Consider the following 14,684-nt stretch of genomic DNA (forward strand, 5'->3'; position numbering starts at 1 on the left):
ATTATTTATAGCGAATGTCATTTCTGGGATGTGTGACAACAGGTAAAGGTACTTTACGAAATCGCATTTTTAATAAGTGCATGGTGGCATTAATGAATTTTCTTTCTTTCGAGTTCTCCTTTTTTTTCCTCATCTTGTTTTTGATTTACTGGCTTTTTTCCCCCTGGATAAAAATACAGAACCTTATTCTGCTGGTGACAAGTTATGGCCTTATGCTGCTCTCCAGCTGGCAGTCTCTGACGGTACTGTTGTTGTTTAGTGTTTGTGTGTGTTTTCTTTTACAGCTGGCGAAGCATACTGAATTCAAAAAGCTCTCCATTCATTTGTTAATGTTTTTTACTGTTATTTTCTTCGTGATGTTTAAGTATTACGCAAGCTTGCGTGACGATTTGCAAGCGACACTCAGTGAGCATCATATTGCGGTCACGCTTCCTGTGCTGAATGTGCTGCTGCCTATTGGTTTATCATTTTATATAGTTAATGCCGTCAGCCTGGTTGTGTCAGTTGCAAAAGGAGAGATAAAGCAAAGTAGTATTTTTAATACGTTGCTTTATCTGAATTTTTTTCCCACCATTCTTTCCGGCCCAATTAACCGGGCAACCCGATTACTGCCCCAGATAGAGGCAAAACATTCGCGTCAGTTAACAGAATGGCCACGGGCCTTGTTTCTGATTGCGCTGGCAATCGCTAAGTTATTCTGCTTAAACGAATGGCTGGATGATAACTATGTGTCATCCGTATTCATGGTGCCTGAAAATTACACTGGCTGGCAGTGTATATTGGCAACTTACGCATGGGCCTGGCAGATTTATTTCAATTTTTCCGGTTACACCAATCTGGTAACCGGGATTGCCATTTTGCTTGGCTTCCAGATAGATATAAATTTCTCACACCCTTATCTTGCTGAAAATATAAAGGATTTTTGGCATAGGTGGCATATCAGCCTGTCTTCATTTATTCGTGATTATATCTATATACCGCTTGGAGGAAGTCGCCGGGGATGGTGGCATACGCAACTCAACATTTTGATTGCAATGGCGTTGTCAGGTATCTGGCATGGCACCAGCATGACTTTTTTTATTTGGGGAGTGATACATGGAATAGGGTTGATTACTTATAATCTCTGGGTTAGCTATCGCCAGACTAAAAAAGTAATCCCAATACCCGGATTCATCGCGCGGTTATTAACCTTTCATTTCGTTTGTCTGGGCTGGATTTTCTTTAAGGCTGGCAGTGTACATGATGCGCTACACATGCTGGAGATTATTTCCAGCGCCAAAGTAGCACAATTGACGGTAGGCGATATGTGGGGCATTGCTGGCTTTATTGTTTTACTACTTATCTATCCATCATTAATCACACTGCGTGAAAACATCGCTAATATGTTGAAACGACTTGAATGGTATATGGTGCCTTTCGTGATCTTTTCATTTTTAGCATTGGTTTTCTTCTTTTCGCCTTCCGGCGTACCGGGATTTATCTATGCTAACTTCTGAATACCACACCACGTTGACTCATGCCGTTAAAAGCCTGCTGGTGATAGTGAGTTGTATGATTGGATTAATATGGCTGGATCAACAATCAATCAATAGTTATTGGGAGCTGCATTTTCATACCAAAAGCCCGTGGGACGGCATCACCAGTCCATCATGGGTATACGGCGAGCACCTGATGAAAGCCTCGCAGGCAGCCAAAGATACCTTTGTAGAGAGCATGGCGACGCCTGAAGACAGTACACAGGATGACGCCGCTGTGCCGCTACGCCCTGCTGCAACCAAACCGCTCGCCCAGCGGGAAAAGCCGTTATCGTCCGCCGCGGCAAAAAACGCTGCCGCCGCCAAAGAACCGGCAAATAACATGGATGGTAATTCAGCTAACAGCGCCACGATTGAGGCTGGTCACGTGGTATTGAAAACCGGGCAGACCGTTCTTTTTATCGGTGACTCCATGATGGAAGGCGTTGCACCTCACGTCATTAAAATGTTACGCGACCATTATAATGTGGCGGGTATTGATTTAAGTAAACGTAGCTCTGGCCTGACGTATCCCCATTATTTCAACTGGCCGTTAACATTGGGCCGTGAGTTGGAAAAAAGGCAGAATATTGGATTGGTGGTGGTGTTTCTGGGAGCAAACGACCCTTGGGATATGCCACCCGGTAATGGCAATACCTTCCTGAGGTTCGAGTCGCCAGCATGGGAAAGTGCGTATCGTGATCGTATTCGTCTGATACTGCATTTAGCTCATGAAAAACAGATTCCCGTTATCTGGATTTCGCCCCCGAATGTAGAGAATAAGAAGCTCAATCATGGGATTAATTATCTTAATGGGTTGTTTGAATCCGAAGTCACCGCTGAACATGAAATACTCATCCGGGCGAATGAGATTTTTGGCTATCAGGGTAATGTTTATTCCCCTGATATGGTGCAGGATAAGGTAAAAGTGCGTATTCGCACTAATGATGGCGTTCACTTCTCGGTAACTGGACAAAAAATGATTGCTGAACGTATTTTCTCGAAAATAAACGTGACCCCCGCCTTGCAGGAGGCCAATCATTACGATGCCCGATAAGGTGACAGACAAAATTGGGTATATGATGGCAATAATCATTTGCCTGATTCAGCTCACATCTTGTAGCCGGGAAGACCATGATATTTCCGGCGTCGCCACCACACTCACGACCGGAGAAAATACGGTTCAGTTAATCGATTATGGCGATCCAGGGTTGCAGCAACTCAAGCACAAATTGAGCCACAGCGATAAAGAAAAAATTCACATTCTGCAATTAGGTGATTCACATACCGCATCGGATTTTTTTTCCGGGCAACTGCGCCGTCATTTTAAGCAGCAGTATGGCGACGGCGGCGTCGGTTTTGTTAGCCCTTTAGCCATATCTGGCACCCGATTTGATAACGTCTTGTTCTCCATAGCCAAAGGCTGGAACATGATAACCAGCCGCAAAACCAGCAATGCTGGATTTACCTTAGGCGGTAATATCGCTACGCCACGTCAGGACAATAATGATGCGCAGCTGGCGGTGCGCGATACGGAACCGACCTTTTCGATGCAAGCGTTATACCGTAATCAGGCGAACGGGAAGATACAGATCCAGAATCAGGCAGTTATGCTCCCCGGCAGCCAGTCCCAGTGGGTATTGAGCCAGCCAGTGACTGTCCAGTCTCCGGTCAGGTATTCGTTATCGCTTTCAGGAGGAAGCCAACTGGCCGGATGGCTGCTTTCATCCAATCACCGTGGCGGTGTCATGTTAAGTGCGCTAGGTATCAATGGCGCTCAGGTTTCTATGCTGGATAAATGGCGCGATAACTGGTTATCCACATTAAAAATATTGAAACCGGATATGGTAATACTGGCGTACGGTACGAACGAAGCCTTTGACCAACAGCTTGATATTCAACGTTATCGAAAAAATTATAGCGAACATATACGGGCTATCCGGCGTGTGTTACCCAATGCAGTTATTCTGCTGGTTAGCCCCGGCAGCAGCATCAGTAATAAAACTGGCGTATCCTGTCAGCAACAGCAATCCGTTGCATTAAAACCGGTTATTCAGGCACAGCGAGATATTGCCCGAATCCATCACACGCTGTTTTGGGACTGGTTTGATTACATGGGGGGAGACTGTGCCATTGAACGCTGGCAACAACAGGGCATTGCGCGCCCCGACCTGATTCACCTGACTCAGCAAGGCTATCAGCGTAGTGCTGACGCGCTATGGCGGCAGTTGGCGACATTGCTTCATACCACGCAGAAATAGCCGCTCACCTGATGGCTACCTGCCATTACTATTCTATTGCCTTATTATCCCCCCTGATAACGCCCCGGTTTATGCCAGTTCATCAGCATCGCGTTCATCGCCAGCGCACTGAGTGCTGACCACAACAACAGGTGAACCGGCATGGCTATCATGGATACGGCGAACACCAGCACATCGAGCAGCATCTGACTTTTGCCGGCATTGATGTTGAAACGTTTGTAGAGCCACAACGTCACCACGCCGGTGCCACCGACCGAAGCATTGTGGCGAGCCAGCGAGAGCACGCCCATACCGAGAAAGGTGCCGCCCACCAACGCAGAAAACAGCGGGTGGACATAGTCGATGGTCAACAAGCCCGGCACCGCCTGGGTGGCAGCGCTCAGGGCGAGATTGACGATCAGTGTTTTTAGCGTAAAGGCACGCCCCATGCTGAAGTAGCAGAAAATCATGAACGGGATGTTGGCGAGGATAAACAGTACGCCAATCGATAGCGGAACAAAGTAGGACAACAGCAAGGCGATGCCGGCAATCCCGCCGGTGATCATACCTGAGAGTTTGAGCAGATTCAGACCAAAGGCGATAAACATCACCCCCAGCACCAGGCCGTAAACATCATCTTTCAGGGTGTGAGCCAGCGCCGGTTTCTGGCCAGTTTCCGCTGTCTTGGGCGACGTAACAGAGTCTTTCAGCATGAAGCTATCTCATCAACTCGATGTCATCGGGTTTAGTCATAAGAAATGCATATATTTGCGGTTTTCATGACTGAACATTCATTAATGATATTCAAATTACCATTGTTCATGAGCAGCTCGCCAGTGTTGACGAAGTGATGGAGTGTCGCCTGATGTCCGGCAGTCACGATGTTATGTGGCGGACGGTGGCCGCCAGCCTGTCGGATATCGAGACACTCTTGCAAAAAACCGTTCAAAATCTGAGGACTGCGTGATCTGCAGTCCTCATTTTCACTGCGGCGACCGATTTACAAAACCGCGCTGCCGGTTAAGGCAACGGTATGACATCAGGCAGCAAATTCGCCGCTGGCAATCAGAAAATCAATCAACGCAGTCAGGGTTTTCAGGTCATCAAACGCGATGTTGTGAAACAGCGCAATACGTAGCTGATTTCGCCCCAGCGCCCGGTAACCTTCAATGCCATGCACCAACCCTTGCTCGTCCAGATACCGGGTCAGTTTGTCTACGGAAATAGTATCCGCCACGTCGATGGTGGCGACGGTAGTCGAGCGAAACGCCGGGTCAGCCACATATGCCGATAAATAATCCCGCTCGCTGGCCCACTGATACAACAACGCCGCTTTAGCGACAGCCTGGCGTTCCACCTCGTCAAAGCCCAGCGCATTCATGCGTTTGACCTGTTCAGCGAACAGGAACAATGTCACCACCGCCGGAGTATTGTAAGTCTGCTGTTGTTCGCTGTTGCTCAGCGCCAGCTTCCAGTCTGCAAATGCCGGAATATAACGGCTGGGATCGGCGGCGATCTCCACGATCCGCGCTTTAGCTTTCGGCGATAAAATAGCGACAAACAATCCGCCTTCACTGGCGAACACTTTTTGCGGCGAGAAGAAAAACACATCCACGCGGGAGAGGTCACAGGCGATTTGCCCCGCACCGCTGGTAGCGTCGATTGCCAGCAGGCAATCCTCGCCGACCACGGGTAAACGGGTGTTCATCACCCCAGTGGAGGTTTCATTCAGCGTGCAGGCCACCACGTCCGCGCCATCGGTCACAAAGGCGGTGTTGGCCTGACCGTATTCCACGGCAACGCTATCCGCCTGAATCCATGGAATCCGGCGCGAGGCTTTAAACCATTTGTCGGAAAACTCGCCGCAGGTGTGGTGAACAATACGCTTTCTGACCAGCCCAAGGCCGACCATATCAAACAGCACCGTGGCGCCGCCGTTGCCCAGCACGATGCTGTAACCATCGGGAACTGACAGATAATCCCGCAGCCCCTGCTGAATCTCGCGGCATAGCGCGCGCACGGGTTCCTTACGATGGCTGGTGCCCAGCAAATGCGGCCCCTGATCTTGTAGATGCGTCAGATCATCAAGTTGAATCAGCGACGGGCCGCAGCCAAAACGAGGATCAGATGGAATCAGTGCTTCTGGAAGGGTTATCGCCACATGTCTCTCCTTAGGTTCAGCATTGTTTTTCATGATGTTGTTTTTACGATGTGTTTTTTATGAGCATACGCAGGATGGAAGAAAAGCGGTACGACTATTTCCGCCTGCTGATGGTATCAGGTAAGGCCTCTCGTTATGGTCAGCGTTGTTCAGGCAAGCTCTCTGGTGGGATGATAAATCTTCAGCGTGAACAGAAGGAGTAAAGCTGTGTCAGTACAATGGAAGCAGGAAAACTATCAGGTTTCGACAGATCCGCGGCGGCTCGACCTGGATACCATTCACAATTACCTCACCACCTCCAGTTGGGCGGCCGGCATTGACCGGGAAACCGTTGCACTCTCTGTCGCCAACAGCCTGTGTTTCGGGTTGTATCATCAGGCACGACAGATCGGTTTCGCCCGCATGGTGACGGATTTCGCCACCTTCGGCTATCTGTGTGATGTGTTTGTGCTGCCCGCGCATCAGGGGACCGGGCTGGGGCGTTTTCTGGTGGAATGCACGCTAAGCCACCCGCGATTGCAGCGCCTGCGCCGTCAGTTGCTGCTAACGTCTACCGCACCGTGGTTGTACCAAAAAGTCGGATACGAGCCGATCAATCGCCAGAATTACGCCTGGACGCTTGTCCGCCAGGACATTTACAGCACAAGGACGACATCCTGATCTGATTCCGGCAGCGTTCTTCAGGCGCGGTGTCGGCGCAGCGGATTAAACGGATTATATGGTTGATGATCTCAACCATATGGCGACGCCTTGCCGCCCATCATTCCCCCCTTCAACCGCACGGATAAAACCTTGCCCATCACGCGGTACATTCTTAGCGATAATCGCGACAAAACGCCGCAAAATCGCGCACTGGCGTTTGACGTCACCAATCATGACGATATTCTGGAAGCCATTGAGAAAGTTCGGTTAACAGGGAGCTTGCCGGGCTAGTACGTTGCCGCGTTCTGCACCGGTCTGACGTTATCCGGCGAGGTCATATGACCTGGGCAAAGAAGACCTGCTCCAGAGCAGGCTCTTGCATGTTGGGACGTTATGCTGCAACTAAAAGCGGGGGAAGAGGGCTTGACTTGCCGGGTCACGCCTCCCTGATGGCAGGGACTGCCAGTGAATATGAGTGAGATTCGGGCGTGCTTGCCGTTAGCAGTGCGCGGTTTTCCCCGTGTGCTCAAGTACGCATGATGATATTTCAATGGGAGAAACTAATTTATGCATCAGTATGCGCTGGTAGGTGATGTCGGTGGCACCAACGCACGTCTTGCCTTGTGTGAACTGGCGAATGGGCAGCTGTCACACAGCAAACAGTACGCGGTTCAGGAGCACGACAGTCTGGAAGAGGCGATTCGTTTGTTTCTGGCAGAACACACCGATCTCATCATCAAAGAAGCTTGTATTGCTATTGCCTGCCCGGTAACCGACGACTGGGTAGAGATGACGAATCATCACTGGGCATTCTCCATAGACGCCATGCGGCAAAACCTGGGTTTTGAACAACTGTCGGTCATCAACGATTTTACTGCCGTCAGTATGGCGATTCCGGTCCTGAAGCCGGAAGATGCGATTCAACTGGGCGGCACAGCGCCAGTCGCTGATAAGCCGGTGGCGGTGTACGGTGCCGGAACCGGGCTGGGTGTGGCATACCTGTTGCCAGTGAACGGAAAATGGCTGAGCCTGCCAAGCGAAGGCGGTCACGTCGATTTTGCGCCCAATAGCGAAGAAGAAGACATCCTGTTGCAGGTGTTGCGTCAGGAGCTGGGGCACGTCTCTGCTGAACGTGTGCTATCCGGGCCGGGGCTGGTGAATATTTACCGGGCCATCGTCAAAGCAGACAACCGGGTGCCGGAAGCGTTGACGCCGCAGATAGTGTCTGAACGCGCGCTGGCGCACAACGATGTTGACTGCCTGCGGGCGCTGTCGCTGTTTTGCGTACTGATGGGGCGTTTTGGCGGCAACCTGGCGATGACGCTCGGCACCTTCGGCGGCGTCTATATCGCTGGCGGCATTGTGCCTCGTTTTCTGGAATTCTTCCGCAATTCCGGTTTTCGCAGCGCTTTTGAAGACAAAGGCCGTTTCCGCGATTATCTGGCCGACATTCCGGCGTTCATGATAACGCACCCGCAGCCGGGACTGCTGGGCGCTGGCGCTTATCTGCGTCAGGCGCTGGGGCAGACGCTGTAACCCCCAATCCCGCTCCGATAAGCTATTCGTCAGGTAACCTGTGGGTTACCTGACTGTTTTGATACTCCTGCGGACGTATTATCGGTGGTTCTACTACTGGAAATAGCGGTCATTGCCAGGGTGGCGGCGGCTGGTGATAAAACAAAGGAGGGCTATTTCCTTCCTTTTATTTTATAAAGAATTTCTTATGTTTAACGATATTTTAAAAACATTGCCTCATAATATGAGTGCTCCCGACATTGTCGATGAGCCGACACTAGAAAGTGCTGTTCAATACATTGATGAAATGGATTTTAGTAATATCAGGATGAAACTAACTAAATATGTTCCATTAGTATGCCGAGTCTGGAGTGATGATGATTATCTTAATCTTCAGAGGGCATTTGAAATCACCCAGTTTATCTATGAGGAGGAGTTTGGTGAAAAAATGCTTAATATTTGGCAATAATAGTGATTATTTGTTTAATTTCTATAAGAAGATATTTCCCTTTTGCACAAGTCGTTTTTCACCCTATATTGGATTTATGATAATAACCATCGTCATGGCCAGATATAACAGGGAAGAGTTGGCGATTTTTAGTTATTTTACTGCTCTTTTTGCACTTCCTGTTACAATCCTATCAATGCCTTTAGCTATGATTGGTAATCTGGTTACTAGTGGGCAGAGAGATGGAAAATCGGGTGGAGCTATATTTCTTTCTGGCATTCCACTAGGAATTATACTTTCAATATCCGGTTTTTTTATATCGTGGATAATTGGTGATTTTTTTCTGAATGTATACGAGAAAGAATCTTATCAGGTTTATATCTATTGTGTTCCATTTTTGATATTTAATAATTATCTTTTTTTCTTTATTGAGAGTTTTATAAGTAGCGGTTTTATTGCCAAAATAAAAGCATTACTTTCTTTACTTTCCTCTTTATTTATTGCATCAATTGCTTTTTATTTAAGTGATATAAAGGCAATTGATGTTTTTTGGTCTTTTTTATTTATTGAGGTTTCGTTTTTATTTTTCTATGGTGGAGTTATTTTTTATAAGAAAATAGATTGGAACTTGAAAGAAATTAATTATAAGAGAATAACCAGTCAACTGATTAAGTTTGGCTCACCCATAGCTATTGGTCTGGCTGGACAGAAGTTAGTCTATTTCCTTTTAACGCAAAGACTAATGGGGATTAATCCTTTATATGTTTCTGATCTTTCAGTGATAATGAGTGTTATAGGGTTGATTAGCATTCCTGTTGGTGCATTTTCTCAGATACATAGCTTATTTGTTAGTGAGAGGAAACTTTCAGAGCAATATGTTTTTTTCAAGGTTGGATTATTTTTAATACTTTTAATTTGCTTGATTACTATGTTGCTTCTCTCAATTTTTATGAAAGAAATTATGATGTTATATGGAAATAGTGCATTACTTAACAATACACCTGTATATATATCTATATTCTTGCTTTTTATTACATCATCTTATATGCAGCTTGGGATGTCACATTTGAGGGCAATAAATGATACCTTTATCCCCCAGGGAGTCGCTAACATTGTTCTGATTATTCTTTTCTTACCTATTATATGGATGCCGTCCTTTAACAATATGAATGTATCCAGTTTCATTATTGTTCAAGCTGCTTGTCTTTTTATTATATGTCTATTTTTATTCCTTAGAGTAAAGAATAAGGCATTATCCCAGGTTGGTGTTAGCAGAATAGATCTTTTGGGGAGTAATAAAGGATAGATGAAGGGGGGCAGTAAAAAGGTAAGTGAACCTACAATATATACCCGTCATACTTCAAGTTGCAGGAAGGCAGCAAAAGAGTGAATCCCGATGAGCTTACTCTAGTAAGTGTTTCGGGTGAACGAACGCAACCAATACACCTGCAACTTGAAGTATGACGGGTATAAATCTGATTTACCGTCCCGGCCAGAACGGCTCGCCCAGCGTCAGCATCAACCGGTTGGCCCAGGCAAAAAACGCGGTGGACTGAATCAGGTCGAGAATATCCAGCGTGTCCAACCCTTGTTCACGCAGGCGTGCCAGATCCTGTGCGTTGGCCTGCGATGGCGTGGTGGATAGCCGGGCGGCGAAGGTGATGATCGCCTGCCAGCGGGGGGGCTGTCCTGCGGCGAGATCTTCCCCCGGTGGTATTTCAAGCAGGCGTTGTACGGCGTCATGCTGCTTCGACAGTTGGCTGGCCTTGCGGGCGTGTACCGAGGCGCAATAAATACAGCCGTTTACCTTGCTGACGACGGCGGCAGCCAGTTCCCGGTCCTGACGCGGCAGGCCACCGGACGTATAGAAGATGCCCTTGTCGGTGAGGGTGCGTTGCTCCAGCACCGGCAGATTGCGGCCCAGCAAGCGGAAGTAATCGGAATCGGTATGACCGAAACGTGCCAGAATGGCTTGCTCATCCGGGGTAAATTCCGCCAGCGGTTTGGCCGGGAGCCACGGTTCCCAGCCGAGTTCGCCCTGTGTAAACGCATTCGGGGCGGTTTTGCCGCTGTTGGTCAGCGCCTGGGTATGCCAGTGACCGGCGACAGCGGCTGGTGCAATGGGTGCCAGTTCCCCGGCGTGACCGGCCAGTAGCCGATAGCCGTACAGCAAGCGGCTTTGAAAACTGACAAACGCGACCAGTTGCGACAGGGTGACGATATCGTCTACCTCCCAACCCGCTTGTTGCAGCGCCTGCAAGGATTCCGGTTGTGCGGCGATGGGCTGTAATGCCAGACGTTCGGCATGTTCCAGCGCCAGGTCCAGCGCTGCGCCGGGCGTCGGGGCCGGAAAATCCGCCAGCCGTTGGGCATAAAAGTGCTGTAAACGGGCGTTCTGATGCCAGCCGCTGACCTTTTCGGCGATGAAAAAGCGCAATGCCAGCGGTAACGTGTTGCTTGTCGTCTGGCTGAACAGCGCGTCGTAGCTGCCTTGCGTATGCCGGGTGGCGGCATCACGCGTCGCTCTGGCCTGCGCCAGCGGCGAATCCGGGGCGATCTCCGCCAGCGTATCCAAAATGTCGGATGTTGACTGTGTCATGCGATCTCCTGCCCGACCGGACGGGTTTGTTTATCTTTAGCGGGCGACCAGCCCAGTGCGGGTGCGACCTGGGTGGCGATCAGCTCCAGCGAACGCAGAATATGGGCGTGTGGTGGGTCGATAGAGTGCACCTGAAACGCCAGATCGGTAGTCCGCGCCAGCGAACTGTCAGCCTGTAGTGAGGCGATGACGTCTTCCGGTGTGCCGACATGGCTGTCGAACGAGGCGATCAGTTCCTCTACCGAGCCGTTACGTGCCGGACGACCCAACTGAGCCAGCCGGGCGGCGGAACGTTGCAGCCCGGTTTGCGCCAGTTGCAACGCCAGCGCCCGGTCATCGGCGACGAACACACTGCGCGAACCCATGATGCGCGGTGTGACGCCGGACGGCAGCGCCTCCAGATAGGCGTCGATCATCGGGTTTTGCAGGTCGGCCAGCGTGGCATCCGGGAAAGTCTCTGGGCGCGGCTGGGTACGGGACAGCATCAGCCCATCGCCTGCCCGACCGGCACGGATAGCGCCTTCCACGGAAAACGTGGCCTGCCATACGCGGCGATTGAGGTGTGGGGCGGCCGGATAAAGCTGATTGCCGTCATCGCTCAGCGGCTCGCCCGCCCAGGCGGCGCGCACCTGTGCCAGGTAGCGCCCCAGAATTTCACCACGTTGCTCACTGCTGTGGCCGAACGCGGCGAACGATGACGGCGTGCCGCCGGAACCGATGCCGACCTCCAGCCGACCATTACTGAGCAGGTCCAGTACGGCGGTATCTTCCGCCACCCGCAACGGGTGTTCCATCGGCAGGGTAATCACCCCGGTACCAAGCCGAATGCGTTGGGTTTGCGCGGCGACTTGCGCCAGAAACACCAGCGGTGACGGCAGGCCGCCTTCATCGGCATGAAAGTGATGCTGCGCCACCCAGGCACTGTCGAAGCCCAGTTGCTCTGCTTTGATGATTTGTTCGGCGGCTAAGCGGTAACGTTGCCCGGCGGGCACGTCATCCAGTAACCGGGTGAAAAACCCCAGACGTTTTTGAGTCATGATTAAATCCTTGGTGTAGTGTGTCCCTTAAGAGACGTGGTGCTGACCGGGAATCGCATCGATCAGCTCCTGGGTATAACGTTCAGCCGGTTGGGCAAAAATGCGCTCGACCGGCCCGGACTCCACCTGTTTGCCGTGGTACAGCACGGAAACGGTGTCGGCTATCTGCCGCACCACCGCGAGATCGTGGGAAATAAACAGGTAGGTCAGCCCCAGCGAGGCTTGTAACTCGTCCAACAGGCGCAGGATTTGCGCTTGTACGGTGACATCCAGCGCCGAGACTGCTTCGTCCAGCACCAGCACTTTCGGTTCAAGCACCAGCGCGCGAGCGATGGCGACCCGCTGACGCTGGCCGCCGGACAGTTCTGCCGGACGGCGTTGCAGTAGCGAGGCAGGCAGCGCCACCCGCTCGAACATCTCATGAACCCGGCTGGCCCGTTCTGTGCGCGAGTGGCGGTTAAAGTTGCGCAGCGGTTCCTCCACGATATCGAATAACCGCTGCGACGGGTCGAGTGAGCTAAACGGGTTTTGATAAACCAACTGAATGGTCTGGCGGAACTGACGTAGCGCTTCACCGCGCAGTTGCGTCATGTCGGTACCGTCTATCAGAATGCGACCGGCAGTTGGGCGCTGGAAGCCAAGAATCAGGCGCGCGGTAGTGGTCTTGCCGGAGCCGGATTCGCCGACAATGGCGTGGGTGGTGCCGGGGGCCACGCTAAACGACACCGTATCCACCGCCCTAAATTGCTGCTTATGGTCTCCCACCAGTGGGAACTCCTGTACCAGTTGTTCCACCTGTACCATCGGCTGACCGGCGGCAGGCCGGTTCACCGCCACGCGTGATGGACGGTGAGTCAGCGAAGGGATGTTGGCCAGCAGGGTGCGGGCGTACTGGCTTTGTGGCGCACTCAGCACCTGTCGGGCTGGCCCCTGCTCCTGAATATAACCTTTCTGGAACACCAGCAGGCGGTCGGCACGCTCGGCCGCCACCCTGAGATCGTGGGTAACGAACAAAATGGCGGTGTTATTTTCCCGGCGCAGTTCGTCCAGCAGGTCGAGAATGCGTTTTTGCACCGTGACATCCAGCGCGCTGGTGGGTTCGTCGGCGATGATCAATGCCGGTTTCAAGGCGATGGCGATAGCGATCAGCACCCGCTGTTTCATGCCACCGGAGAGCTCGTGCGGGTACTGGCTGGCGCGAAGTTCAGGTTTGGTCAGCCCGACGCGCGTCAACAGCGTCAGCGTTTGCCGGCGCAGGCTACGGCGATCGCTTTTTTGGTGTAACCGCAGAATCTCGTCCACCTGCTCGCCGATGGTTTTTACCGGGTTGAGCGAACTGCCGGGGTCTTGCGGCACCAAGCTGACCACCCGGCCACGAATGCTGTCCAGTCGTGACGGCGACCACCGGCTAATCTCGGTGCCGTTGAGGCGAATGGCTCCGCGCGTCAGGCGACCGTTGTGTGCCAGCAGGCCGATCACCGCTTGTGCCGTGGTGGTTTTGCCGGAACCGGACTCTCCTACCAGCGCCACCACTTCGCCGGGCTGAATGACGAAGGACACCCCTTCCACGACCGTGCGTTCACCATCATCGTCACGGTAGGCGATAGCAACGTCTTCCAGCTCCAGCACCGGTGTGGCCGGGCTGTGTTGTAAACTCAGCGGCAGGCTCATCGCGTTGGCCTCCGAATAGACTGGCTGATGCGATTGGTCGCCAGCACCACCGCGACCACCAGCAGGCCGGGGAAGGTGGTCAGCCACCAGGCAGTGGCCAGATAATTACGGCCTTCGGCGATGAGCAATCCCCATTCCGGCGTTGGCGGTGGTGCGCCGTAGCCGAGAAAGCTCAGGGTGGCGAGTGCCAGAATCGCGCTGCCGAATTGCAATGCGGCGAATGCCAGTACGCTGGTGAGCGAGTTAGGCAGAATGTGGCGCCACAGCACGCCAAAGAAGGTGCCGCCGCTGCCAAACGCCGCTTCAACATAATCGCTGCGGCGTACGCGCAGCACTTCCGCACGCACCAGCCGGGTAAAATTCGCCACCGACGTCACGCCCACCGCGATAGCCGCATTCAGATTGCCGAACCCCAGCAGGATGATGACGCTCAGCGCCAGCAGCAAACCGGGAATAGCCAGTAGCACATCGACGCTGCGCATCACCACGGTATCCAGCTTTCCACCCACTGCGCCTGCCAGCAGCCCCAGCAGGCTGCCGAGTACCAAACCCAGCGAGACGGCGACCACCGCGCCGGAGAGTGAATGCGCCGAGCCATAAACGATACGGGTGTAGAGGTCTCGCCCCAGTTGGTCGGTACCTAGCAGGTACGCCCCACCCGGTGCCAGCCGTTGTGCGCCCGGCACCCCCTCAATCGGTGATGCATGGGTAAACAGGCTGGGGAACAGTGCCCACAGCGCCACCGTCAGTAGTACCAGCCAGGCGAGCACCAGACCGGGCTGCGTGGCATAACGGCGCAGACGAGGTGTTTTGCGCAGCAGCGGAAAGGTAATTTTTTCCAGTTGAATGCTCGCCAT

General features: G+C 52.1%; 16 protein-coding genes. 10 read left to right on the forward strand and 6 right to left on the reverse strand.

Annotated features, from left to right (window positions below):
- Positions 1-92: 92 nt before the first annotated feature.
- From Dpoa569_RS19125 to Dpoa569_RS19135, 3 genes are read left to right on the forward strand one after another with little or no spacing between them, the layout of a single operon-like run.
- Entirely contained in the window at positions 93-1,496 is a 1,404-nt protein-coding gene (locus Dpoa569_RS19125) for an MBOAT family O-acyltransferase (RefSeq protein WP_042874128.1), read from the forward strand.
- Positions 1,483-2,571, forward strand: coding sequence for an SGNH/GDSL hydrolase family protein (locus Dpoa569_RS19130; RefSeq protein WP_042873601.1), 1,089 nt, complete (start codon positions 1,483-1,485; stop codon positions 2,569-2,571). Before Dpoa569_RS19125 ends, Dpoa569_RS19130 begins: the two co-directional genes overlap by 14 nt.
- A gap of 25 nt (positions 2,572-2,596) precedes the next feature.
- Complete coding sequence (locus Dpoa569_RS19135; protein WP_128569798.1) at positions 2,597-3,775, forward strand: SGNH/GDSL hydrolase family protein; 1,179 nt, start codon at positions 2,597-2,599, stop codon at positions 3,773-3,775.
- 44 nt (positions 3,776-3,819) lie between these two features.
- Here the strand turns inward: Dpoa569_RS19135 and Dpoa569_RS19140 are convergent, their stop codons facing one another.
- Complete coding sequence (locus Dpoa569_RS19140) at positions 3,820-4,467, reverse strand: YitT family protein (RefSeq protein WP_042873603.1); 648 nt, start codon at positions 4,465-4,467, stop codon at positions 3,820-3,822.
- A 152-nt stretch (positions 4,468-4,619) separates the two neighbouring features.
- Here Dpoa569_RS19140 and Dpoa569_RS19700 point away from each other — a divergent pair, with 152 nt between their 5' ends.
- Entirely contained in the window at positions 4,620-4,721 is a 102-nt protein-coding gene (locus tag Dpoa569_RS19700; RefSeq protein ID WP_236614451.1) for a hypothetical protein, read from the forward strand.
- A 72-nt stretch (positions 4,722-4,793) separates the two neighbouring features.
- Here Dpoa569_RS19700 and Dpoa569_RS19150 read toward each other — a convergent pair whose 3' ends face one another.
- Complete coding sequence (locus tag Dpoa569_RS19150; protein ID WP_042873605.1) at positions 4,794-5,915, reverse strand: aminotransferase class V-fold PLP-dependent enzyme; 1,122 nt, start codon at positions 5,913-5,915, stop codon at positions 4,794-4,796.
- 59 nt (positions 5,916-5,974) lie between these two features.
- Between Dpoa569_RS19150 and Dpoa569_RS19155 the strand changes: the two genes are divergently transcribed.
- The 6 genes from Dpoa569_RS19155 (at position 5,975) to Dpoa569_RS19180 (ending at position 9,826) form a co-directional block, all read left to right on the forward strand.
- Positions 5,975-6,118 (forward strand): hypothetical protein, encoded by a 144-nt coding sequence (locus Dpoa569_RS19155; RefSeq protein ID WP_155683844.1) that lies wholly within the window; start codon positions 5,975-5,977, stop codon positions 6,116-6,118.
- A gap of 4 nt (positions 6,119-6,122) precedes the next feature.
- On the forward strand, positions 6,123-6,575 hold the full coding sequence (locus Dpoa569_RS19160; RefSeq protein ID WP_042873607.1) for a GNAT family N-acetyltransferase: 453 nt from the start codon (positions 6,123-6,125) through the stop codon (positions 6,573-6,575).
- A 132-nt stretch (positions 6,576-6,707) separates the two neighbouring features.
- Positions 6,708-6,848, forward strand: a complete 141-nt coding sequence (locus Dpoa569_RS19165) for a DUF3861 domain-containing protein (RefSeq protein WP_227983102.1) — start codon at positions 6,708-6,710, stop codon at positions 6,846-6,848.
- 276 nt (positions 6,849-7,124) lie between these two features.
- The gene (gene glk / locus Dpoa569_RS19170; RefSeq protein ID WP_042873608.1) at positions 7,125-8,093 is read left to right on the forward strand and encodes a glucokinase; all 969 of its coding nucleotides are present in this window, start codon (positions 7,125-7,127) and stop codon (positions 8,091-8,093) included.
- A 187-nt stretch (positions 8,094-8,280) separates the two neighbouring features.
- A complete protein-coding gene (locus Dpoa569_RS19175; RefSeq protein ID WP_042874131.1) occupies positions 8,281-8,541 on the forward strand; it encodes a hypothetical protein in 261 nt (86 codons plus the stop codon).
- Positions 8,513-9,826, forward strand: coding sequence for a hypothetical protein (locus tag Dpoa569_RS19180; RefSeq protein ID WP_042873610.1), 1,314 nt, complete (start codon positions 8,513-8,515; stop codon positions 9,824-9,826). Before Dpoa569_RS19175 ends, Dpoa569_RS19180 begins: the two co-directional genes overlap by 29 nt.
- A gap of 174 nt (positions 9,827-10,000) precedes the next feature.
- On the opposite strand, the gene Dpoa569_RS19185 is transcribed toward Dpoa569_RS19180, so the two are convergent.
- Genes Dpoa569_RS19185 through Dpoa569_RS19200 form a run of 4 tightly spaced genes read right to left on the reverse strand, consistent with a single transcriptional unit; the run spans position 10,001 to position 14,684 of the window.
- A complete protein-coding gene (locus tag Dpoa569_RS19185) occupies positions 10,001-11,119 on the reverse strand; it encodes an alkylhydroperoxidase domain protein (RefSeq protein ID WP_042873612.1) in 1,119 nt (372 codons plus the stop codon).
- A complete protein-coding gene (locus Dpoa569_RS19190) occupies positions 11,116-12,156 on the reverse strand; it encodes a putative FMN-dependent luciferase-like monooxygenase (RefSeq protein ID WP_042873614.1) in 1,041 nt (346 codons plus the stop codon). Before Dpoa569_RS19190 ends, Dpoa569_RS19185 begins: the two co-directional genes overlap by 4 nt.
- A gap of 27 nt (positions 12,157-12,183) precedes the next feature.
- A complete protein-coding gene (locus tag Dpoa569_RS19195; protein WP_042873616.1) occupies positions 12,184-13,827 on the reverse strand; it encodes a dipeptide ABC transporter ATP-binding protein in 1,644 nt (547 codons plus the stop codon).
- On the reverse strand, positions 13,824-14,684 hold the full coding sequence (locus Dpoa569_RS19200) for an ABC transporter permease (RefSeq protein WP_042873617.1): 861 nt from the start codon (positions 14,682-14,684) through the stop codon (positions 13,824-13,826). Before Dpoa569_RS19200 ends, Dpoa569_RS19195 begins: the two co-directional genes overlap by 4 nt.

It is taken from the genome of Dickeya poaceiphila, assembly GCF_007858975.2.
GTDB classification, from domain to species: Bacteria; Pseudomonadota; Gammaproteobacteria; order Enterobacterales; family Enterobacteriaceae; genus Dickeya; species Dickeya poaceiphila.